The organism is Pseudoalteromonas sp. SM9913 (assembly GCF_000184065.1).
Classification (GTDB): Bacteria; Pseudomonadota; Gammaproteobacteria; order Enterobacterales; family Alteromonadaceae; genus Pseudoalteromonas; species Pseudoalteromonas tetraodonis.
This window is the reverse complement of sequence record NC_014803.1, coordinates 679667-701234: the sequence shown is the minus strand read 5'-3', so window position 1 is coordinate 701234 and position 21568 is coordinate 679667. Positions and strand designations below refer to the sequence as shown.

Annotated in this window: 21 protein-coding genes; 5 read left to right on the top strand and 16 right to left on the bottom strand. The window is 39.9% G+C overall.

The window, feature by feature from the left end; all coding sequences use genetic code 11:
• The first annotated feature begins 2 nt into the window (after positions 1-2).
• Positions 3-1004, top strand: coding sequence for a LacI family DNA-binding transcriptional regulator (locus PSM_RS03250; RefSeq protein ID WP_013464188.1), 1002 nt, complete (start codon positions 3-5; stop codon positions 1002-1004).
• A gap of 32 nt (positions 1005-1036) precedes the next feature.
• Here the strand turns inward: PSM_RS03250 and PSM_RS03245 are convergent, their stop codons facing one another.
• The 5 genes from PSM_RS03245 to PSM_RS03225 are packed head-to-tail and all read right to left on the bottom strand — an operon-like array spanning position 1037 to position 6584.
• Positions 1037-2998, bottom strand: coding sequence for a response regulator (locus PSM_RS03245; RefSeq protein WP_013464187.1), 1962 nt, complete (start codon positions 2996-2998; stop codon positions 1037-1039).
• Between the two features lie 25 nt (positions 2999-3023).
• Positions 3024-3485 (bottom strand): response regulator, encoded by a 462-nt coding sequence (locus PSM_RS03240; protein ID WP_010390893.1) that lies wholly within the window; start codon positions 3483-3485, stop codon positions 3024-3026.
• A 1-nt stretch (position 3486) separates the two neighbouring features.
• The gene (locus PSM_RS03235; protein WP_013464186.1) at positions 3487-4971 is read right to left on the bottom strand and encodes a sensor histidine kinase; all 1485 of its coding nucleotides are present in this window, start codon (positions 4969-4971) and stop codon (positions 3487-3489) included.
• Positions 4972-4994: 23 nt separating this feature from the next.
• Positions 4995-5204 carry a hypothetical protein gene (locus PSM_RS03230; RefSeq protein ID WP_008111968.1) on the bottom strand — a complete coding sequence of 70 codons (210 nt, stop codon included), beginning with the start codon at positions 5202-5204 and terminating at the stop codon, positions 4995-4997.
• 39 nt (positions 5205-5243) lie between these two features.
• Positions 5244-6584, bottom strand: coding sequence for a sigma-54-dependent transcriptional regulator (locus PSM_RS03225; protein WP_013464185.1), 1341 nt, complete (start codon positions 6582-6584; stop codon positions 5244-5246).
• 227 nt (positions 6585-6811) lie between these two features.
• On the opposite strand from PSM_RS03225, the gene PSM_RS03220 reads away from it, so the two are divergent.
• Entirely contained in the window at positions 6812-7327 is a 516-nt protein-coding gene (locus PSM_RS03220; RefSeq protein ID WP_013464184.1) for an NUDIX hydrolase, read from the top strand.
• Positions 7328-7355: 28 nt separating this feature from the next.
• Here PSM_RS03220 and PSM_RS03215 read toward each other — a convergent pair whose 3' ends face one another.
• The 3 genes from PSM_RS03215 to PSM_RS03205 form a co-directional block, all read right to left on the bottom strand.
• Positions 7356-7862, bottom strand: coding sequence for a YgjV family protein (locus tag PSM_RS03215; RefSeq protein ID WP_013464183.1), 507 nt, complete (start codon positions 7860-7862; stop codon positions 7356-7358).
• A 62-nt stretch (positions 7863-7924) separates the two neighbouring features.
• A complete protein-coding gene (locus tag PSM_RS03210; RefSeq protein ID WP_013464182.1) occupies positions 7925-8491 on the bottom strand; it encodes a Crp/Fnr family transcriptional regulator in 567 nt (188 codons plus the stop codon).
• 6 nt (positions 8492-8497) lie between these two features.
• Positions 8498-9532, bottom strand: a complete 1035-nt coding sequence (locus PSM_RS03205; protein WP_013464181.1) for an NAD(P)H-dependent flavin oxidoreductase — start codon at positions 9530-9532, stop codon at positions 8498-8500.
• Between the two features lie 200 nt (positions 9533-9732).
• Here PSM_RS03205 and PSM_RS03200 point away from each other — a divergent pair, with 200 nt between their 5' ends.
• Positions 9733-11109 carry an NAD-dependent succinate-semialdehyde dehydrogenase gene (locus tag PSM_RS03200; protein ID WP_013464180.1) on the top strand — a complete coding sequence of 459 codons (1377 nt, stop codon included), beginning with the start codon at positions 9733-9735 and terminating at the stop codon, positions 11107-11109.
• Positions 11110-11180: 71 nt separating this feature from the next.
• Here PSM_RS03200 and PSM_RS03195 read toward each other — a convergent pair whose 3' ends face one another.
• From PSM_RS03195 to PSM_RS03180, 4 genes are all read right to left on the bottom strand, one after another.
• Positions 11181-11717 carry a DUF924 family protein gene (locus tag PSM_RS03195; RefSeq protein ID WP_013464179.1) on the bottom strand — a complete coding sequence of 179 codons (537 nt, stop codon included), beginning with the start codon at positions 11715-11717 and terminating at the stop codon, positions 11181-11183.
• A 132-nt stretch (positions 11718-11849) separates the two neighbouring features.
• Positions 11850-12929, bottom strand: a complete 1080-nt coding sequence (locus tag PSM_RS03190; RefSeq protein WP_013464178.1) for an endonuclease/exonuclease/phosphatase family protein — start codon at positions 12927-12929, stop codon at positions 11850-11852.
• A 21-nt stretch (positions 12930-12950) separates the two neighbouring features.
• A complete protein-coding gene (locus tag PSM_RS03185) occupies positions 12951-13322 on the bottom strand; it encodes a hypothetical protein (RefSeq protein WP_013464177.1) in 372 nt (123 codons plus the stop codon).
• A 73-nt stretch (positions 13323-13395) separates the two neighbouring features.
• Positions 13396-13644, bottom strand: coding sequence for a TIGR03643 family protein (locus PSM_RS03180; protein WP_013464176.1), 249 nt, complete (start codon positions 13642-13644; stop codon positions 13396-13398).
• A gap of 143 nt (positions 13645-13787) precedes the next feature.
• Here PSM_RS03180 and PSM_RS03175 point away from each other — a divergent pair, with 143 nt between their 5' ends.
• Complete coding sequence (locus PSM_RS03175) at positions 13788-14444, top strand: YoaK family protein (protein WP_013464175.1); 657 nt, start codon at positions 13788-13790, stop codon at positions 14442-14444.
• A gap of 56 nt (positions 14445-14500) precedes the next feature.
• On the top strand, positions 14501-16570 hold the full coding sequence (locus PSM_RS03170) for a TonB-dependent receptor (protein ID WP_013464174.1): 2070 nt from the start codon (positions 14501-14503) through the stop codon (positions 16568-16570).
• Positions 16571-16628: 58 nt separating this feature from the next.
• Here the strand turns inward: PSM_RS03170 and PSM_RS03165 are convergent, their stop codons facing one another.
• The 4 genes from PSM_RS03165 to PSM_RS03150 all read right to left on the bottom strand — a co-directional run bounded on the left by PSM_RS03165 (position 16629) and on the right by PSM_RS03150 (position 21420).
• The gene (locus PSM_RS03165; protein ID WP_013464173.1) at positions 16629-17768 is read right to left on the bottom strand and encodes a Na/Pi symporter; all 1140 of its coding nucleotides are present in this window, start codon (positions 17766-17768) and stop codon (positions 16629-16631) included.
• Positions 17769-18170: 402 nt separating this feature from the next.
• Complete coding sequence (locus PSM_RS03160; protein ID WP_013464172.1) at positions 18171-19163, bottom strand: fatty acid desaturase; 993 nt, start codon at positions 19161-19163, stop codon at positions 18171-18173.
• A gap of 165 nt (positions 19164-19328) precedes the next feature.
• Entirely contained in the window at positions 19329-20138 is an 810-nt protein-coding gene (locus PSM_RS03155; protein ID WP_041695842.1) for a substrate-binding periplasmic protein, read from the bottom strand.
• A 1-nt stretch (position 20139) separates the two neighbouring features.
• Positions 20140-21420: a diguanylate cyclase gene (locus tag PSM_RS03150; RefSeq protein WP_013464170.1), complete on the bottom strand. Its 1281-nt coding sequence runs from the start codon at positions 21418-21420 to the stop codon at positions 20140-20142.
• Positions 21421-21568 lie beyond the last annotated feature (148 nt).

Here is a 21568-nt window from a genome sequence, read left to right as displayed (position 1 = left end):
GTATGGCCACCATTTATGAGGTGTCAAAGCTTGCAGGGGTATCACTTGCCACTGTTTCAAGAGTAATGAACAACAATGCAAACGTAAGTGATGCAACCAGAAAAAAAGTGACTTTAGCGATGGAAGAATTAGGCTACCGCCCAAATTCTATTGCGCAATCACTGGCCTCTAATTGCTCTAATAGTGCTGGCTTATTGGTTTCTGAGTTAAAAGGTCCTTTTTATGGCCCTATGATGAGCGGCATAGAAAACACCCTCAGAAAACAAGGTAAACACGTTATTATTACCGCAGGGCACAGTGACGCAGAGCGAGAACAACAAGGCATAGAGTTTTTAATTAGCCGTAATTGTGATGCACTTATTTTGCATGTTGAAGCGGTTAGCGATGAATATTTAATAAAGCTGAGCAAAGGTAAAACACCATTTGTTTTACTCAATCGCCATATTCCTGAGCTCGCCGATCGCTGTATTATTCTTGATAATATTAAAGGGGGCTATTTAGCGACTAAATACATTCTTGAGTCTGGTCACAAAAACATTGCTTACATTAGCGGTCCTTTATGGAAAAAAGACGCTCAAGAGCGTTTAAACGGACATAAACAAGCACTTGCTGAACATGCCATTGAGTTTGATGAAAACAGTTTGTATGAAGGTGACTTTATAGAGGACAGCGGCTACGAAGGATTTACTGCTCTTTATAAAAAAAATCCCGCCATTACCGCCTTAGTGTGCGCCAATGACGAAATGGCAACGGGTGCAATGGTCAGTGCCAGAGAGCATGGCATTGAACTACCCGCACAACTTTCAACAATAGGCTACGATAACGTGTTCTTTACCCGCCATGTATACCCCCCTTTAAGCACTATTAATTACCCAATAGATGAAATGGGAAAAGTAGCTGCACAGTGGGTACTGAGCCATGTATATCAAAAAAGCGTACAGCCTATTCAAACTTTATTTCAGCCCGAATTAGTCATACGCCAATCAGTCGTTAATATTACCTAGCTAATTATTATATAAATTGGCAAATAGTGGCGTTAAACAAGTTTACTTAATAACGCCAAGTTTATTGGTTTAAGCAAAACTTGCTCTATTTCTAGCTGCCTAATGTGTACGGCATCAGGCTCCATTCCACTAATAATAACTCGTTGAATATCAGGATAGTGTTCTTTAATAAAGCCAGCAAGCTCTAAACCTGAACCATCGGGTAAATGCATATCGAGTAATACTTTGTCGTAATTACTGTTATGCTCAAGCGTCGCCTTACAGTCTTTGACACTTGTTGCTATATCCGTGTCTACATCCAAACTTTCTAATAATAACTGAGTAATTTGTCCAGCATCAGCATCGTCTTCCACTAATAAAAAACGCTTTATATTAGTATTATGTTTTGGCGTTGGCTGTATCGATGAAACACGTTGTGTTTTTTTCCCCAGCACTGACTCTAAGCATTGGTACAGTAAGTTTGAATCCACAGGTTTGGCAATCATATCGTCAAACCCTAGCGCGGTTAGTTCGTTATGAATACCTTTCATGGTGGCCGCGGTTAAAGCAATAATCGCCCCTTTAAATCCTAACTTTCTAAGTTCAATGGCTGCTTCTTTTCCGCCCATCACCGGCATATGAATATCTAAAAATATAATATCGTAAGCGGCGCGCCCCTCTACGAGTTGCTTTTTAACCTTATCAAGCGCTTGTTTGCCATTATCAGCATAATCTACATCTGCACCCGCTGAGCCAATTAAATGGCCAACTAACACGCGTAAATCGCGTAAGTCATCCACCACCAACACTTTGCCACTTACTTCGCATGGCGCTACTTTTTGCTGCATGTTGGGGGTTAAATCAAGTTTTAATAAATTGCGCTCTACCTGTCTGATATCACCAGGGTATAAGGAAATGGTAAACGTTGAGCCCTCACCTACATAAGAATCTAATGAAATAGTACCCTGCATTCGACTAAGTAGCTCAGAACAAATAGCTAATCCCAAGCCCGCACCACCTACTGAGCGCGACTCTACATCGGCAATTTGCTCAAAAGGCTTAAAGATGAGTGCTTGTTTTTCTGGAGCAATACCCAAGCCTGAATCTTTAATGCTAAAAAAGAGCATTTCACGTTCAGCCACCGTCTCTGTCCATGCGTTAACGATAATTTCGCCTTGCTCGGTAAATTTTATCGCATTATTTATCAGGTTAATGAGAATTTGTCGTACCCGAGTAGCGTCTACACGAATAACTAATGGCAAAGGCTCCAGTGATTCAAATTTTAATGATAAGCCTTTATCAAGGGCTGATACACGCATTAACGTAAACACGTCGGCCATTAGGCTATCAAGATTAACATCCCCCAAGCTTAGCTCAAGCTTATCGACTGCAATTTTAGATAAATCTAAAACATCATTCAGTAAGCTCAATAAGTGTTTGCCATTACGATAAATAACGCCCAACTCATTTTCAGCTTGCTTGCTAAAATCACTGAGCATAAGTAGTTCGGTATAGCCTAAAATAGACGACAAGGGAGTTCGCAGTTCGTGGCTTAAATGCGCTAAAAAGCGGTCTTTTGAACGGTTTTCAGCCTCCGCTTTTAAACGCTCCACCCGCTCATCTTCTACATCGCGGCGCGCTAATGCATAACGAATAGAACGGGCAAACCGGCTACCACTCATTTCACTTTTAACTAAGTAATCAACCGCACCAGCATCAAGCGCAGCCGAATCTAGCGCATCGTTAGATTGCCCCGTTAACATGATAATAGGCCCACAAAAGCCATTCTTAATCGCTTGCTTTAAAACACTTAAGCCATCTGAGGCACCTAAGCGATAGTCAAGCAGGCAAATATCATGCTCATTTTTACTTAGTACATGTATTGCCTGCTCAGGAGAGCTTATCCAGTCTATGTCAAACACATGGGAACTGAGCTGCTCTAAATAGTCACGAGTTAAAATATAATCATCTTCATCGTCTTCAACTAATAGCAGTTTCGTTGCCTTTGCTAACATAGCGTCTCCTGTTTTAATAATATGCTTAATCGTTAAACGTGCTTGGTAGCTCTACAAACTCAACCCAGTATTTACCCAGCGTTTTCATCAACTCAACTAACCCGTCAAACGTAACCGGCTTAGTTATGTAAGACGCAGCGCCTAGGTTATAACCTTTAACCATGTCTTCTTCTTGCTTAGAAGTAGTTAAAATAACCACTGGGATGCCCTTTAGGTTTGGATTTGCCTTAATAGCTTCAAGCGCTTCACGACCATCCATTCTCGGCATGTTTAAATCAAGTAAAATTAAGCCTGGTCTTGGCGAGATGCTTTTATCTACAAACTTGCCTTTGCGCTCTAGGTACTCTAAAAGTTCAACACCGTCTTCAACAAAATGTAATTCATTTAAAACGCGGCTTTCAGCAAGCGCATCTTGGGTTAATAAACGATCATCTTCATCATCGTCTGCCATTAAAATGGTAATGGGTTTTACGTTTGTTAATGGCATATTATGCCTCTCCTTGTAATGTGAATAACTCTGCATCCACAGGTAGTTTAATAATGAAGGTTGCGCCTTCGTTAGGGGTGCTTATTGCTGTAATAGTTCCGCCATGTCGCTCTACAATTCTGCGACACACAGATAATCCAATGCCGGTTCCTTTATATTCTGAACGGCCATGTAAACGCTGAAATGGCACAAATATTTTATCCGCGTACTCATCAGAGAAGCCGATACCATTATCTTTTACGGTAATGACATGCCAACTTACTTTACTATTATGGTCTTCACTAAACTCGCTAATTCGTTCAAAGCTAATATCAATAACAGGGTTTACGTTAGGCGCTCTAAACTTCACTGCATTTGAAATTAAGTTTAAAAACAGCTGATGCATTTGACTCGGATCAGCCTGAATGATTGGCATATCAACCGTTATCACTTGCGCATTAGACTCATTAATGGCTATTTCTAAATCGCTTAAAATATCATTAAGTATGCTATTTAGATTGGTGTCGGTAAAATCTTTACCTCGAGTTGTTACTCGAGAGAACTCTAATAAATCATTAATTAAATTAGACATCCTTTGTGCGGCATTTTTCATGCGAGCAATGTAATCTGCGCCTTTTTCGCCCAACTCGTCTTTAAACATGCTTTCAAGCCGATCACTAAATGCTTGGATTTTTCTTAGCGGCTCTTGCAAGTCATGACTGGCAACAAAAGCAAACTCTTCTAACTCTCGGTTACTGCGACTTAACTCATCAGAATATAACGTAAGTTCTTGGGTACGTTCGGTTACTTTACTCGCTAAGGTTTCGTTTTGCATTTCCAGCTCGGCGCGATACACGGCCGCATTTTTTAAATTAAGTCTAGCCAATAAAAACATACCCAAAATCAATAATGCGCTGGTAACTGCAGTAATACCAAAAGTGATCTTTGCTTCTTTTTTAATTTGCGCTAATTTCGAAAAGTGACTGACTTTAAACAGTAGTTCGCGCTCTTGAATATCATTAACTCGCTCACGAATTTCTCTATATAAGTCGCGTCCTTCATGTGAATTAAGTATTAGTAAGGCGCGCTGCTCTTTATCATGTAATGCTAATTTAACCGTTTTTTTAAGCTCAGCTATTTTAGCTTCAACCAAGAGTAACAGCTGTGCAATACGCTCAGCCTGCCCGTCAATTTCAGAATGTAAGGCGCTCACATGGTTCGTTTGAGACTTTATTTGTGCGATAGCATCGTAGTAAGGCACTAAATAATCATCCGTTTGAGTTAATAAATACCCACGCTGCCCCGACTCAGCTTGCACTACCGAAAGGTGCAATTGCTCTATCGCCGTGCTTAACATATTAGTGTTATCTAAACTTTGCTGAGTACGCGTTAAGCCTTGTATGGTATTAACCGCTAAAAATGCATTACCTACAATAATGCATAGTATTATGGAGATAAATAACGCCCATACTACATTTGCTTTGCCTTGCTGTTTGCGTTTAATCATTTATCATCCTGAATTATTTAGGGTCACTTCGACTCTGAAATAAGCTGCAAACTGTCACTGCACGCTTGGCAATTAGCAATTATTTTATCCAGTGCGGCGAGCGCTTTATCTTTTGGCATATCGTTTTCAAGTACTAGCTTAATCAGCTCGGCATTCATCGAAATACGATTTAGCGGCGCACGCGCGTCGTGTACCAGCTCATTCAAAGGTTTTGCCTGTTGTGGTGATGCCATTAAAGTCCTCGTTTTGTTGTGATTAAATTTACATGCTGGTTATTTATACTCGCCAATACCACCATAAGCATTTAAACGGTTATATAAGGTTTTAGTGCTAATACCCAGCATTTGTGCTGCTAATGTTTTATTCCCTTGTACTTTATCGAGCGTGGCATGAATAAGTTCTTTTTCAACTTCTTCAATAGTTTGCCCTGCTGATACCTGCTTGTCCTCAGGTTGAGTATTAACCCTTGAAAAAGGCGACTCTAAGTTATCAGGTAAACTAATTGTGCTGGTTTGCGGGTCGCTCATAATAAAAGCGCGGTGAATGGCATGGCGAAGTTCACGTACGTTGCCCGGCCAGTCGTAGGTTTCAAGCTCTTTAAGCTGCTCATTAGCCCAAGCAAACGCTGTACCGTTTTCATCGTTTAACTGCCCTAAAAACGATTTAGCAAGTAACGCAATATCTTCTTTTCGATCTCGTAGTGGCGGTATATCAATAGGAAAAACAGCGAGCCTAAAGTAAATATCTTCACGTAATATATTGTTCTGCGCTAAATCGGTGAGTGAGCGGTTAGTGGCTGAAATAACACGGCAATTTACTGGTAACTCACGATTTCCACCAACTCGGGTTACTTTTTTAGTTTCGAGTACACGCAGTAAATTAGGCTGCATATCAATCGGCATTTCGGTGACTTCATCAAGAAATAACGTGCCACCGTCGGCTTGTTCAAACACGCCGTCTTTACGGGCAATGGCACCAGTAAATGCGCCTTTTTCATGGCCAAATAATTCACTGCCAATAAGCTCTTTTGAAAGGGCGCCACAGTTGCTAGCAACTAAAGGTCCTTCGCATTGACTGGCATTATGAATAGCTTGCGCTACCACCTCTTTACCTGCTCCGCTTTCACCCATAAGCATAACGTTAGCATTGGTTTTAGCTACGCGCTCTATCATAGTATAGAGCTTTTGCATTGCCTCAGATTCACCAATTAAGGTATCAAAATGATGGGTGATAGCGTTTTTCTTAGCTTTTTTAACAGTTTTTTTAGGACCATTTAAAACCAGTTCTAAATCTTCTCGCTGCAGCGGCTTTAATAAATGCGTTACATTGGGCTCACACATATCGGCTAAAATCCCCTTAACCGATGGGTGCCCTGAAATAAGAGTGACTTTAGGAGATTGACCAATCATTTTTAAATGATCTAATAAATGCAAGCCGCTACCATCGGGTAACATGAAATCCAGTAATACATGATCAAAGGAATTATTCTCAAACCACTGATGCGCTTCTTCTAAACTGGTTGCAGTTTGAATATTATGCCCAAGAAACTCAACAATATGACAAATAACATCACTAAATTCGATGTCGTCATCAACTAAAAGTATATTTAACATGATTAATCCCTATGCTTTTTTATTATTCTACTCACCCCTTTAAACAAATGAAAGGTATTCAGAGCAGGACTAAAACAATGACATTTTATTTTTTAATAGTTCGCCATTATAACTACAGATATATGTATAAACGCTTAAATTAACAATCTTTTCAGTTAATTACTTTTTAACAATGAAGTAATTAATACAACCAACTGATATAATTTACCTTTATTGCTGGAGTCGTTATGCGCCTATTAAAAACCACTATTCACCCCACTATTAATATTACTCAAGGTCGTCAGTTTACTCGCCCTACTGCTCGCGCAATTGTATTTAAACAGCAGTACATTTTATTAATGTACACTCAGCGCTATGACGATTTTAGTTTACCCGGTGGTGGCGTAGACTTACACGAAAGCATTGAACAAGGACTTATCAGAGAACTTAATGAAGAAACTGGCGCGCAAAATATAAAAATCTGCAGTGAGTTTGGCCTCTATGAAGAATATCGTCCTTGGTACAAAGATGACTTTGATATTATTCATATAAAGTCATACTGTTATGTATGCGAAATTAACGAACAACTCGGTCAAGCACAGCTTGAGCACTATGAGCAACAAAATGGTATGCAAGCTAAATGGGTAAATATTTTTGAGGCGATAGCTCACAACGAACGCACATTAGCTAATAGCGATAAACAAGGATTGTCGATTATTCGAGAAACCTTTTTATTAAAAGAAATTGCCAAACAGTTCTTTTAATAAGTTTACATTGCTGCATTTTACGTTCCTACTTGAGGTTCGGCAAGACTTTTTTACTAATATAAAATCGATATAAACCAAATAAGTTACTACTTAAAAATAGGCTTTCCATAATTATTGCCACAGGGGAGCCAGCAAAAATATTATGCGTTATCCAAAAAGAGGTTCCCACCACCATACATAACCTCAAGTGCAAGTCTCTATTTTGAAATGAAGCAATGGTTTGTATTAATGTCGCCACCAGCGCAAAGCCACTAAACCAATCTTGCCATGTTAAATAAACGGCTAAACAACTCACTGCCATAAATCCAAACATGGCCCAAGTATGCTTAAAGTATATGCAGTAAAAATAACGTAACGCGGCAATAAGCATTAAGCAGCCGGCACTGTTATAACCCAAAATAAAAAAGTGGACTGAGGTTAATAACACAGAGGTAAATAAACAACATAAGATAATGCGTCGGGACTTAAACTGAAATGAAGCTAAGTCGAGTAAAGTCGCGACGGCAACCAATGATTGGGCAATTAAAAACATAACACTCCAAGGCACTTAAGGCATAAAAATGAGGAGTGTATAGTGCTTTATATAAACAGCACTTAACTTAAGTTAAGTCGCTTACGAATTCGTGATAACGAAATGGCCGAAATACCTATATACATAGCCACTTGGCTTAAACTTAACTGCGCCAACCAATGCGGTTTATGTTTAAGCAAGTAACAGTAGCGCTGCTCGGGGCTGTTGAGTAATAAAAATGCTTCTTTGGCTTCTTTAAATATTAGTTGCTGCGCAATTAGCTTCTGCTTAATGAGTTGGTACTGTGCTTGCTCAAATAGTGTTAGCGGTACTTTAATTACACTTGCCTCATTAATTACTTTTAATTGATAAAAAGCGGGGCTTGAGGTCATCCAATTGGCAAACAGCAATGCAAACTCATTTTTAAAATAAAACTCTTTGCATTTTTGCCCGCCATCAATATCATCATGAATAGCACCTAAAACCCCCTCCACAATTAAATAGCCATAACGCTGTACATCGCCTTGGGGCAATAACACGGTATTGCGCGCGACAAGCTGTTGAGGGTAAATACCTGCCAATTGTGTTTTAAGCGTATTTATAAGCACTTCGTAACTATCGCCAAGCGATAAAAGTGGGTTATCAGACATTAAACTCTACCATTTTCCCATTAAAATATGCGTAATATCCGCAGCTGATACCCCCACCCGAGGCACATACTTTTGACCACACCATAAAGGCGAAAAATCACTTTGGCCTGCTTTTTCAGCGCATGTTCTTAATGCAGTTATTGCGCTACTAGCGTGAGGAAACGAAGGCACGCCCTCAGGCATAGTACCTAACTCGAGCATGACGCGGTTTTGAATCCCCCGCGCAGCCCGACCTGAAAACAAAGTAGTTAGTGCGGTGCTATCTTGAGCCTGCTCTAAAATAGCTTGCTGATGTAAAGCAGATGTTTTTGCCTCTTTACATAATAAATAAGCGCTACCAACTTGAACTCCACTGGCTCCCAGCGCTTTCATATGCTTTACATCATCTGCCGTTGCAATACCTCCTGCAGCAATAATCGGTAATGATAAATACTCAACACAACGCTTAACTAACTGCTCAGTGGTTTGTTGCAAGCTTAAATCCATTGATAAAAAATGCCCTCGATGCCCTCCAGCTTCTAAACCCTGAGCAATAACAGCATCAGCGCCATTTTCACTGAGCCAAATAGCTTCATCTAAAGTGGTCGCCGTTGAAATTACTTTAGTGCCCCAGCTTTTTATTTGCGCCACAATAGCGTGCTTAGGTAAACCAAAATGAAAACTCACAACTGCCGGTTTATAGGGTGCAATAATATCAACAACGGCTTGGTTTATAGGCTGACGGGATGCCCCTGCGGTTAAACTTTGCGGGTCAATTTCATACTCTGCAAAATAAGGGCTCAGCATATTATGCCATTGCTGCTTTTGTTGGCTGGTGTAATCAGTAACCGAGTGACAAAAAAAGTTTAGATTAAATGGTTTATCTGTTTTTTGAGTAAGTAAGTCGAGCTGTTCAACTAACTGTGCTGGCGATAACATAGCACAAGGCAACGACCCTAGCCCGCCAGCTTCACAAACGCTTGCAGCCAATTCAACGTTTTGTACGCCCGCCATAGGCGCTTGAATAAGAGGTAAATCGATATTAAACAATGACTGTACCATCTAACTACTCCCTGTAACTTTTTCAACAACTTGCAGTATTTACAGAACCATAGCAAAAACAACGAACAAACAAAATCTAGATTTTTGTATAAAGTAATATAAAAACCATTATTAACAAAAAGTTATGAATTTTTATAAACTATCGCCCAACTGGCTTTGGTTTTGCACCTACCCTATTACATAATTTGTTAGGAGGTAAAATGAGTAACACAGTAGATACGATCAATCCCGCAACCGAGCAAGTCATCAATAGCTATACGCTGCTTTCTCAAGCTCAAGCAGAACAAGTGATCGAAAAGTCTCATGAAACATACTTAACATGGCGATTAACCTCGTTTACTGAGCGCGCTAAATACTTGAATAAGCTAGCCTCTTTATTTGAAGAGCAAAAAGAAGCGCTTGCTAAACTGATGACCGAAGAAATGGGTAAAGTGTACGAACAAGGCTTTCAAGAAGTGCAGCTTTGTGCTGACATTTGCCGTTATACCGCAGAACATGGCGCCGATATGCTGAGCGACGAAGAACGCGATATGCAAGGCGGTCGTGCAATTATAAGTTATCGCCCTACTGGCGTGTTGCTAGGTATTCAGCCATGGAACTTCCCACTTTATCAAGTTATTAGATACAGTGCCGCAAATATTATGGCGGGTAATACCACGGTATTAAAACACGCGGGCAATGTATTTGGTATGGCTGAAAAAATAGATACCTTATTTAAACAAGCTGGGTTCCCTGAGCATTGCTTTAGTAACTTACTAATTGACGGAAAAACAGCCAGCGCACTTATTTCTCATGAACACATTAGTGGCGTTACCTTCACAGGAAGTGATGGCACAGGTAAAAAAGTAGCTGAGCAAGCCGGTAAGCACGTTAAAAAAACGGTATTGGAGCTTGGCAGTAACGATGCTTATGTTGTACTTGATGATGCCGACCTCGCACTAGCAGTTAAAACCTGTTTGCAGGGCCGCATTATTAACAATGGGCAAACCTGTGTGGCTGCCAAGCGCTTTGTGGTGGTCGATTCACTCTACAATGACTTTAAAGAAGCGCTGAGCCAGCAATTTAAAGCAATTAAAATGGGCGACCCTATGGATAAAGATACGGAACTGGGTCCTATGGCACGCGAAGATTTACGCGACAAAATTCATCAGCAAGTGCAAGACTCGGTAAATGCAGGCGCAAAAGTAATTGTAGGCGGCGAAATTCCGCAGCAAACAGGCTATTACTACCCGCCTACAGTACTAGAAAATTTATCACCAGGGATGCCTGCATACGATGACGAATTATTTGGCCCTGTGGCATCTTTGATTAAAGCCAAAGATAATGATGACGCTATGCGTATTGCCAACGACTCCCGTTATGGACTAGGCGGTGGTATCTTTTCAAAAGATGAGAAAAAAGCCATTGAGCTGGCTAAAAAGCATTTTGATACCGGTATGATCAACATAAACGGTTACGGACTGGCACAACCGAACTTACCATTTGGCGGTGTTAAAGACAGTGGCTATGGCAGAGAACATGGCGGCTTTGGTATTCGCGAGTTTGTGAATGTTAAAAGCATCATGATTAATAGCTAATATCAGGTATCTGGTTAATAAAACTAAACACCGCGCTTGTAATAAGCGCGGTGTTTTTTTGTCTGATGAATCTAAAAACCTGAATTGGGCTGTTTTAAAAACTCGCGTTCTTCTTCTGTAGACTCCCGCCCCAGTATTTTATTACGATGCGGGTAACGATTAAATTTATCGATAATCGCTTTATGTTGATACTCAAAGTCTAAGTTATTTTGAATACCTAATCCCTTATATAACTTAACCGCTTCCTTATGAATTAACTTCGATTCGCTGTGCATAAAAGGCATATACAAAAATACTCGCTGCTCATCCGTCAACTTCTTATCAAACCCTTTTGTAATGGCCGATTGTGCTAACGCTAAAGCCATTGAATCACAGGCGAATGATGCTGGCTTGTCACGATAAATATTGCGCGAGAACTGATCAAGCACGATAATTTCAGCTAGGCTGCCTAATGCACTCTCACGCCATTGAAATAACTCACTCGCACTCGCTTGCTGGTGTAATTGGCCAAAACGAGCCTGAATCATCAAATCAAACGCCTCATCTTTTTGCCACCACTGCTTAGGCTCAAGCTCTGTAAACCAAAAGTAGATAATTTTATTAAACATAATGAATCTCTTTGCTAATTAACACTCAACTAAATAGCTCGCTATATAAAATCCCGCAAATTTAAAAGCACGCCCCTAATGTATTAATTTTGCCTTTCGCCTAAAGCCTTTAACCTAATACCTGTACTTCATCTAGCCTTTTTCAAACCTAGGCACTTTACGTTTATCGGCTTTGCTCATAGCAAGCTCTTGTATGTCCTGCTGTTTAAGCTCGCTGGGCTTTGTTTCGAGTGATTGCTGATTAGCATCTTCATAAACAAGTTCGGTAAGCAGAGCAAAGTGATCGGAGCCATATTTAGCAAGACGTTTGATACGCTTTACAGTAAAACCTGTAGAGTGAAATAAGTGATCGAGCGGCCAGCGCATAAAAAAGTAACCAGCATGAAAAGTGTTATAAAAGCCCCGTCCTTTACGTGGGTCTAAAAAGCCACTGATTTGCATAAATAAACGGGTGCTGCGTGACCAAGCTACATCATTTAAATCGCCGGCGACTATCGTCGGGCGGCTTGGATTTTTAAGCGCTTTAGCCACCATTATTAGTTCGCTATCGCGCGGACGCGATGAATCTTCTTCGGTTGGGCTCGGTGGGGCAGGATGAATAAAGTGGCCTTGCATTTTTAGCCCTTGATGATTTTCAAACAAAATATGAATAGAGGGAATATTATCTTCTATGAGTTCACAAATTTGTGCATCGAGTATGTTAAATTTACTAAAGACATGCATGCCGTAGCGGTTATCTTTTGGGCACTGTACTTGATAAGGGTAGTTTTTTTTAAGCACAGATAACTTATCTTGCCACCAGCTATCGCTTTCTAGAGTGATGAGTAGGTCGGGTTCATAGGTATTAACAAGGCTAATGAGCTGCTCACTATTGTGGTTCGACATAAGTACATTAGCCGACATAATACGAATGCTGTGGTTGATATTTTCCGGTGCGCTTTGCACCTCTTTTTTAGCAAGCCATGTATAAGGATAAATCCACTTAGCTTGAAGCGCACAAATAATTAAAGCAACAGCCGCTATTAATGAGTATGCAATAAAGTCGATTTGCCACATACCTATTAGTGCAACGATAATTACAGCGCTTGCTAGGTAACACACCTGCAAGCGCACAAAATCGCAGCTACGGACTAAATAGTGCTGACTGTATGACAGCGGCAATAAGGTTATTAACAACAAAAAGCCAGTAATTACCACCAACACTATGAGCATTTATAAGTCCTTATATGGTGCCTAATGGCGCTGTAAAATAGAGAGAATTTCACGAGTGTCGTGCACTAGATGAATAATAGTGCGATCAACTTCTATTCGCACTGTGTCTCTTTCTCGGTCTATTACTCTAGCACGCTTATAAATATCATGCTCGAGGATATCGCCTTGATGATAACGGGTGTGCCATCCTGGTGGAGTCCACCCTTGGCGAATTAAATGCCTTGCTTGTTTTTTAGAGATTCGTTTTTTGTCATGGTATTGGTTATATTTATGCTTTTTCCAGTGATGCTTGTTTGCGTGTTTATTCGCATGTTTGTCTTTGTGTGGTACAGCAAATGCGTTTGTTGCCATTAGCGCAAAAACCATTACTAAAATACTGATTAGTGATTTCATGGCGATTCTCCAGTGTGATCATTACTGAAGAGTATTAACGGTTAAGCCTGAACATTACATGAAATGAGAAAAATTAACGCTGCTTGTACTGTGTTTTACAATGACTGCGCATAATCGCGGGGTCGCGTAACTTTAGGTGTTTAGTTTTACGCCCAGCATGGCGCTTACGCCATACTTTAAATGAGCCGCTAGATATGTGGTCACGCATAAAATTAACTAACTGAGAGTAATTTAGCCCATACAGATTTTCAATGGCTTCAAATGGCGTTCTGTCTTCCCATGCCATTTCTATAATGCGTGATTGCTGTTCTTGGTTAAACATATTAATTCCAAATTTGGTTAATACGCAAAAGTTAAATTTAGCGATCATCACTTGGTTGTGATGTTAAAAATATAATCTCTTTTCATTTATTAACTTTAATTAAGTGTATGATTAATCTACACACTGAAACCGGAGCTAAAAGGATGTTTACAAAACTACCTAAGTGGGTCGAATATGGTGCGTTTACCCTCGCTTTTATTGCCGGTATGGTAAACGCAGTAGGTTTATTAGGGTTTGAACAGCAAGCAATTTCTCACGTTTCAGGGTCGGTGACTTCATTAGCTATTGAACTTACTACCAACATCAAGGCGGCGTTATTTTTAGTTGCGATTGTACTGAGTTTTATACTCGGCTCGGCATTAACAGGCTTAATGCTTTCAGGCGGTTCACTTAAGCTAGGCCGCCATTACGATACGCTCTTATTTATTGAGGGTATTTTACTGCTGTTAAGCGCACAGCTACTTCAATATTCTTACCCTTACGCACTTACACTTGCCTCTGCTGCCTGCGGCTTACAAAATGCTTTGGCCACTAACTACAGCGGCGCTGTAGTGCGTACCACTCATTTAACCGGTATATTTACCGACCTAGGGTTAATGTTTGGAAAAGCCCTAAAAGGACAAACATTCGATACTAGAAAGTGCATTGTTTTTGTATTAATTATTGCCGGTTTTTTAACCGGCGGAGTGGTAGGCGTATTGCTATTTAAACATTACTCAGTGCTGACTTTAGTTGTGCCCGGCATTTTTTGTATTGTTTTATCGATTACTTATCGGGTTTATAGGTTGAGTGTGCTTTAACCAATTCACAAAATCCCCTACCCTAAACTTATCAAATTGCCGATGTGCTGGAATTTATGAAATACTACTATTTACCCCCTTTATTGTTATGCAGTCAGTTAAGTTTAATTAATAGTGCGTGTGCTGAAGATACCGCGCAATCAATTGAACGTATCACAACCACAGCATCACGTAGTGAAGCGCTTTCCACCCCATTACCTTTGGTGATCAGTGTATTAAGCGAATCACAGCTTGAGCTTATTGCCCCTACCCATGTAGAAGAAGCACTGCAACGCGTTGCAGGTGCCAATGTACAACGTGGTAATGGTCAAGAGTATTTACCCGCCCTGCGCTCGCAGGTGCTTTCTGGTACGGGGGCTTGTGGAGGGATTTTAACTGCTGAAGATGGTATTGCACTTCGTGCAGCTGGGTTTTGTAATATTAATGAGCTATTTGAAGCACATAGTGAGATGGCACAGCGTATTGAAGTATTAAAAGGCCCAGGCTCTGCACTGTATGGCTCAAATGCAGTGCATGGCGTAATTAACGTCATTACACCAGACACGACCCAAGGTGGTGGTTTACTGGGTGTTGATTATGGCTCTTACGGTTATGCTCGCTATAAATTGCGTGCAGGCCATGCTATGGATAATTCAGGGTTCGGTATTAATGCCAGCTTTACCGATGATGGCGGTTACCGAGATGATGAAAGCGTTAAACAACAAAAAATAAATGTGCGACATCGATACGCTAACAACAACTTAAGTTTAATATCGGGGTTGACCTATACCGACTTAGACCAACAAACCGCAGGATATATTAGTGGCTTTCAAAGCTATAAAGATGAAGATATTGCACAGCAAAATTTTGATCCTGACGCCTTTAGAAAAGCTCGCTCGCTTAAGGCTTGGAGTAAAGTAAGCTGGCAATTAGGTGAGAACACGCTTGTTGTTACTCCTTATCTTCGTGACCAAAGCATGGACTTTTTCAAACACTTTTTACCCGGTACTCCGCTCGAAAAAAACAGTCAAACAGGGTTTGGCCTACAATCGCTTTATCAACATTATGTGAACGACAATACCAACCTAAAACTTGGTTTTGATGGTGAGTTTACTCAAGCCGATTTTTTACAAACCCAAGATAAACCGACTCAAGGTTCTGCGTTTTTAGTAGCCACAGTGCCGCAAGGTAAACATTACGATTACCAAGTTGACGCCACCTTATATGCTCCATTTGCCGCTATTGATTGGCAACTAAATAATTGGCTTATAACCGCAGGACTGCGTTATGAGCACATGCAATATGACTATCAAAATAATATGCTTGCAGGGCGTACAAAAGAGGATGGCAACGAATGTGGTTTTGGTGGCTGTCGTTATAGCCGCCCCGAAAGCACTAAAAACAGCTTTAGTAATCTTTCGCCAAAACTCGGGGTGAGCTATCAGCTTAATACTAACAATACATTATACGCTAATTTTTCAAGAGGCTATCGAGCCCCCCAAGCGGCTGAGCTCTATCAATTACAACGCGAGCAAAGTACTGCCGACTTAGACGCAGAAATAGCTAATAATGCTGAGATGGGTATTAAAGGGGTGTACAACAATACTCGCTATGGCTTATCGATGTATGCGATGAGCAAGCACAATACCATCTACCGCGACAGTGACTTTTTTACTGTTAATGACGGCCAAACTCGGCATCGCGGTATTGAGCTTGAATTAGCGCATAGCTTTAATCAGCACTTATCTGTTAATTTTGCAGGCACCTATGCCAAGCATACGTACTCGAATGAGCAAGTTATTGGCAGCATTAATATTAAAGGTAACGATATTGATACCGCACCTCGAAAGGTTGCTAATATCGATTTTAACTGGCAAGCCAACGAGAGTATTAGCCTTGCGCTGCAATGGCACTATGTGAGCCGCTACTTTTCCGACCCTGAAAACTTACATGAATATCAAGGCCACGATATTTTAAGCTTGCGCGGCCAGTGGCAAATTAGTCCACAGCTATTACTGAGTGCCCGAATTATAAACTTAACTAACACAGCCTACGCTGAGCGCGCCGATTACACCAGCTTTACTGGGGATCGTTACTTCCCAGGTAAACCACGTAATGCCATGTTGTCTGTAAGTTACCAGTGGTAAAACAAAAAATGCGCTATATAAATTATATAGCGCATTCCTTTTATACGTTTATTTCTACTTATCGAACGGCCAGTACAATTAAACCAGGCACCACAAAGAACGATCCTAGTATATAGCCTAATGCTGCTGATTTATTATTTGTACCAATTTCGGCTAGCTTTTCAGCAAGTTTTAGCGGTATTTCACGCAGCACAGGAACGCCGTAAATAAGTGCAACTGCAAATACATTAAACATAACGTGTACCAATGCAATTGTTAGCGCAACCTCAGCCATAGGCCCTGTAATTGATGTGGCCGCTAATAAAGCAGTAATGGTTGTACCGATGTTAGCTCCCAGTGTGAATGGGTAAATTTGACGCGTAGTAAACACACCACTTCCAGCAAGTGGGATCATCAAACTGGTTGTCGTTGATGATGACTGAACCATAATTGTTACTGCCGCACCTGATGTGATACCCGCGATAGGCCCGCGCCCAATGGCTCCATGCAGTATATCTTTTGCAGTGCCAACCAGCGCTTTTTTAAGTAATTTACCTAATGTAGTTACGGCAAATAAAATCAAACAAATACCTGCAATAACCATCGCTGCACCTAGCATTTTTGTATCTAAAAAACTAAATGCATCTTTTATTACGCCCACAGCTGGTTTTACGAGTGGTTTAATAAAGTTGTAGCTCTTTAATGATAAGTCGGCATCACCAATAAATAAGTGCGATAAAGCAGCAGACATTTTTTGCAGCAAACCAAACATTATTTCTAGCGGTAAAAATATAATAACGGCAAATAAATTAAAGAAATCATGAACAGTTGATGCCGCAAATGCACGTTGGAACTCTTCTTTAGAGCGAATATGGCCAATAGACACTAAGGTGTTAGTAATAGTGGTACCAATATTTGCACCCATCACCATTGGAATAGCAATACTTAACGGTAAACCGCCAGCAACTAGTCCCACTATAACTGAGGTAACCGTTGATGATGATTGCACTAAAGCGGTTGCTAAAGCACCTAATAATAATGCGATAAACGGGTTGGTTGCGAATGCAAAAATCTCTTTCGCTCCCTCAGTACCGCCCGACGCTAATTTAAAACCACCACTGACAGTGCCAACGGCTACAAGGACTAAATAAACTAAAAAGGCGATAGCAGCCCAGTTAAGCGTTTTTATTAATAGCGTATTGCGCTTTGATTCACTCATGTTTAAATCTCAGTTTTGTCTTACCGATTATGGCATTTTGATGACGTTTTTGTTTCAGAGCGCATTAGAACACCTAAATATTACAGAAATATTTCAATTCGATTAACGTGCTTTTTTATTCATAACATAAAAACATAAGGGTGAAAAATTGAGTATAAGGCAAGCCATAACTCTAAAAAAAATCAATTAAAATCAAAAAATTAAACTTAGTATTCAATTACATAACAAAGCGCTAAGTGGCATCAATTAAGGACTAAATTTAAAAAGCTCTGAGTAATAGATTAAGTAGGTACTAAAGGGAAGTTTTATAAGCTTTATCTGATTTTACTAGGGGTATTGCCTAGCCTTAGGCTAGGCAAGGTTAATAAAGCAGCAACCTCGAAGATTGAGTAAAAACAAGCTTTATGATTGATACAAATTAGCTTTTTTTATACTAGCAAAATCGTTAAAACGCACACCGTGCTGGCGCATCACTTCAAGAATTTTTTTGCTAATCATTTGACGTAAATAAAACGGCTGATTCGGCACAAAATGATGAATTGTGTGGGTGTGGCCAAAGTTAAAGCAAAACAAATTAAACGGCATAAACAAACGGCTAGTAATTACGTGAGTTTGCTCAAGCATATTATTAACACCGCCGTAATAATGCATACTGGAGGTAACAAAATTAAGTGAGCTCGAACGTACAATGTTAGGCACTATCAGCACCACCATTAAAAACTCGAACACATTCATTACATCGAGCAATAATGCCGGTGAGTTAGCCGCAATTGGGGTAAATAAATTAATTAAATGAAACCCTATCACACTGTATAAAATAGCAAAATAAGCAGTAGTAATTGGAAAACCTGCGTTAAACACTTTAAAAAAGCTAAACCCTTTAATTTCTTTACTAAAACGTTTTGCGTTAATTAATAAACCAAGCAATCCATCAACAATCACCAATGCACGTAAAAACGGGTTTTTAATACCATTACCTACCAAACGTTCTTCTAGGTCTTGCTCAGTGCCCGACGTTTTGTGGTGATGCAAATGCATCTTGCGACGATACCACGGGCTAATCGTATTAGGGCGCATCAACCACACAGTAAACATCATAAAATTGTGTAAAAAAGGCTGGTTGCTAAAGTACTGCTTATGAATAAGATCGTGCTCAAGCTCGTGCGAAATAGAGGTGGCTATAGCGGCCAATACAATACAAAGCCAAGCAGGGATAATGGCAAAGTAATACAAAGTACCAACCCCAATTAACGCACTTAGCGAGAGCAATAAGATAGCCATTCCCAAGGTGTTTTGATGCATTAACAATGGATGTTTTTGACGAAGCAGCGCTTCTTCCGCCTTAATCGCTTTAACAATGGCTTGAATATTCTGTTTTGCGGTCAATTGAGTCATGATGTTTTATTCGCAACAAGAGGTTGAGGTATATAATATCCGAGTAAAAAACTCAGTACAAAGTAATTTAATACTAATTAATTTACGGGGAAAAAAAGTATAAGATCATAATCAAATTAAATATCTCACTTTCTTAGCGCGTGCTATTGGGGCATTTTAAAGCACTTATAAAGCCACATTATACTTTTTAAGAAGCATTTTTTGTTTATCTCCTTTGATAGATAAACGACCACTGTTCCATATATTTATTAGCGTTTGCCTTCTTTCTGCGGGCATTTTATTTGAAAAAATAGGTATTTCAACCAATTTATTTTCTAAGCCTGGACGCACTATTTTTAATCCATTGTTCCAATCAAATCGATTCAACATGTACTGTAAAACCAGCATATTATCTGCATATAGATCGATTCTTCCCGCTTTAATCATCTGAAAAATCCGTTCTACCACATCGCTAGAGCCCGCGATTACTTCCACTAAATCAGAATTATTTGGATCATCAATATAATTTTGATAATCAACACTTACCGAGCTGTAATCCCACCCAGGCCCTGTTGCAACACGCTTTCCTTGTATGGATTGAATCCCATCATAGCGCCAGGATTCATCCTGCCTAACAACAAAAGCAGTTGGATATGCAAATGTTGCCTCTGAGGCGTACTCGAAACCCACTTCGATGTCTTGCGAAAATAAATATTCTGGCAACATATCGCAAAGACCATCCGCAACCATATCGAGCCCCCTTGCCAAAGGCACTTCGTAATATTCTAATTGATAGCCTTTTGATGTATATATTTGCTCTAGCATATCAATCACAAAGCCGCGGGCAGGAAAACCCTCTGACGGAAATATGGTCATAGGAGGCCATTGGTCGTAGCAAACTTTTAATGTATTGGCATGACTAAAATTACCTATACTCAATGCTAACAATAAGGATATAAGCAGCACTTGAGAGATCTTTTTTTTACCTTTAAACATTTTATTTTTCAACACGATCACGTCCTTTGTCTTTAGCGCAGTAAAGCTTCAAGTCAGCGACTTTGAATAACTCAGTAACTGAGCAGTCTTTTAGCTCGGATGAGGCAACGCCTATGCTTACAGTATAGATTACAGTTTCACCATCAACTTCTAAGGTTGAATCAACCACAGCCTTTCTTATTTTATTAGCGAGTTTGAACGAGTTATCAAGCCCTGTATTTGGAAGAAATAGTGCAAACTCCTCTCCACCCACTCTACCAATAAGGTCAGACTCTCTTATCATGCTCTGAACTGTGTCGGTAAAATGAATAAGCACCTTATCACCAACAAAATGTCCATACGTATCGTTAATGTTTTTAAAGTAGTCTAAGTCAATTAAAATAAAAGATGCGGGTAATTTCTGTCGCTGAGAAAGTTCTAGCAAATGATTTGCTGTATCAAAAAAGCTCCCCCGATTTAAAGTACCCGTTAGAGAGTCTCTTGTTGCAAGCGTTTTAAGTTTTTCATTTAATACTTGTAGATCTTTTGTACGTTTTGTAACGGCCTCTTCCAGCCAATCTCGTTTAGATTTTTCATCCTCGAGTAATCGCTCCCGATCCCTTTCCATACTAAAGAGCATCGTATTCATATGATCTTGGAGCTGGCTGAGCTCGTTGTTTTCAATATGTGAAAGATTGATCCGTTTACGTGTATTTTTACTTGATTGGACCTCATTAACTTGTTGCATCAATTCTTTTAAAGGCCTGGCTAGGTAACGATCGAAAGCCCAAATAAATAACCCAAACAAAATTGATAATTTTATCATTGCCGTAATAGCAATTAAGAAAAAACCAAATAAAACACGATCTAAAACCACCTCAGACGATGAATAGAGCACCAATGTGCCAAGAAAAACCCGTGTACCATTAAGCGTCCAATACAACTCAGATTTAGTTTCAAAAATTGAGAGAGGAAGTGAGGCTTGAGTGTAAGAACGTTTAGAAATCATGCTGTTGCCATGTTTGTCAAAAACATCAACCCCCTCAATAACCGGCATTTTAACAAGCCCATCAACGAGTACACCTAACTGAGTTTGGTCATATTGCCACAAACTCGTCGAAACAGGACCCTGAACAGTTTCTTGCAACTGTTTTAATTCATAGGAGATTGAGTCTTGTGTTTTTAAGTATTCAGTTAAAAACTGCATGCTTGTTATGAGGCAGGTTACAAACAAGTAGATAGAGAAAATAACGCGCATCATTTTTTTAGATAAACTGTTTGGACTACGGTAACTTGCAAACATTAACAATGGCACTTCTTAATAAACTTTATAGTTGAGCTTAGGTTAATTACATTCTTAATGGAAGCAAAGAACAGCATAAGGAATAAGTGTTCTCATTTCTGGCGGCTTTAGGCTATTAAAATTTAAGGCATAAAAAAACCCCAACCAA